Consider the following 1,673-nt stretch of genomic DNA (forward strand, 5'->3'; position numbering starts at 1 on the left):
TGAAGAGGCTGAAGAGGCTGAAGAGGCTGAAGATGCCGAAGAGTCCGAAGGTGAAGATGCAGTAGAAGAAAAGTCTGCTGACCCTGAGGATGAAGAGACCCCTCAAGATGCAGAAGAGTCTGTTGACTTGGAAGCAAAAGCAGCGTCAATCATGATGCAGATGGTCGGGGAAGAGGAAGAGAAAATGCCTTCAATTTTCCTAAATGACGCTCGCTTTAAGGAAATGGAAGAGGACGAAGACCTCATTTCCGAAGACAAGTATGCTGATCTTGATGCCGACGCCAAAGACTCCTACGAAGAAGTTGACGTTTACGAAGAGGGTACCGGTAAAGGTTACGGAAAGCGCTACCGTCGCCGCAGTCCTCTTGAAGTGAACGCAATGCGTAAGGGTGGGCATATGGAAGACGAAGAGAAGTCTGAAGATGTCGAAGAAGTGCAGGAAAAGGCTGAAGACATGGCTGACATGTTTGACACCGAAGAAGAGGCTATGGAGCGTGCTGCTGCTCTTGGTTGTGAAGGTACTCACGGTGCTGGAGGCAAGTACATGCCCTGCGCTACCCACGATGAATGGCAAAAACTGACCGCTGAAAAGCCTGAAGGTGAAGAAAAGTCTGAAGAGTTTTTGTGTGGTTTCCAGCGTAAGTCTGTAGACCAGCCTTGCGGTTTCTGCGAAGGTGGATGCGCTCCAGAAGATGGGCTTCCGGGTCTTGCTGATATTGAAATGATTGTTAAGAGCGCCCATAGCGGAACAGTCATTGGATCAGGTTACTCTGCAAACGATGATATGTTTGTTGTGGACGTAAAGCGTGAAGACGGCTCCTGTATTGAAGTTTTCTTGTCTGGTGACGGAGATGAACTGGGTTGGCTTCGTGTTGACGAGTCGCTTGTCGAAGGAAAGTCACTTGAAGAACTTACTATTGTCTCAAAGGCAGACGCTGAAGCGGTTGCTATGGAGGCATTCAACGGGTTTGGTCAAGAGTCCAAGGGTGAAGTTCTTGGGGTCATGATTGACATTTTCGGTGACGAGGATGTCTATGTCGTTGAAGTTGATTCAGAAGAGAAGAGTTACGATTTCTACGTTTCTGTTGAAGGTAAGGTACTTGGATACGATGAGTACGATCTTATTGATGACTTTGAATATGAAATGTCAGAAGAAGAAGAAATTAAGGCACTAGAGGCTGAACTTGAGATTAAGCGTATGTATTCACGTGAGCAACGTGAATCAATGGCGGAGTCCGGCGAAGCGCTTGCAGATGGTTCGTTTCCTATCGCTGATCAGGCTGATCTAGAAAATGCTATTCAAGCATACGGTCGTGCTAAAGATAAGGAAGCAGCAAAAGCACACATTATGAAGCGTGCAAAGGAACTTGGTCTTGAGGATATGATTCCACAGGATTGGAATGAAGTGGATGAGCCAGAGGCGGCTGCTAGCGATTCTGAGCCTGAGATGAAGTCAGACGACCTTGAGATTCTTTCTGCCCTTGATGAGTTTAATGCTCTAAGGGAAGAAGGGCTTTCCTGATAGGGGACTAGGCTAAAATGAGACCCGTAGATGTCGGGAAACGCATTAGCCTTGCCAACGAAGCCTTATTTTCATTGGGTGCTACCGCCTTTCTTGGTTCCAGTTGGAGTCAAGAGCCTGTAGAATATTTAGATGAGGACGGTCACGAATA

1 protein-coding gene is annotated in these 1,673 nt (G+C 47.2%); it reads left to right on the forward strand.

All coding sequences use genetic code 11. From position 1 onward, the window contains the following. The coding region (locus tag EBR25_13735) for a hypothetical protein (GenBank protein ID NBW42043.1) at positions 1-1,522 on the forward strand (1,522 nt) is incomplete at its 5' end. Positions 1,523-1,673 lie beyond the last annotated feature (151 nt).

Source organism: bacterium (genome assembly GCA_009926305.1).
Taxonomy (GTDB): Bacteria; Bdellovibrionota_C; UBA2361; order UBA2361; family RFPC01; genus RFPC01.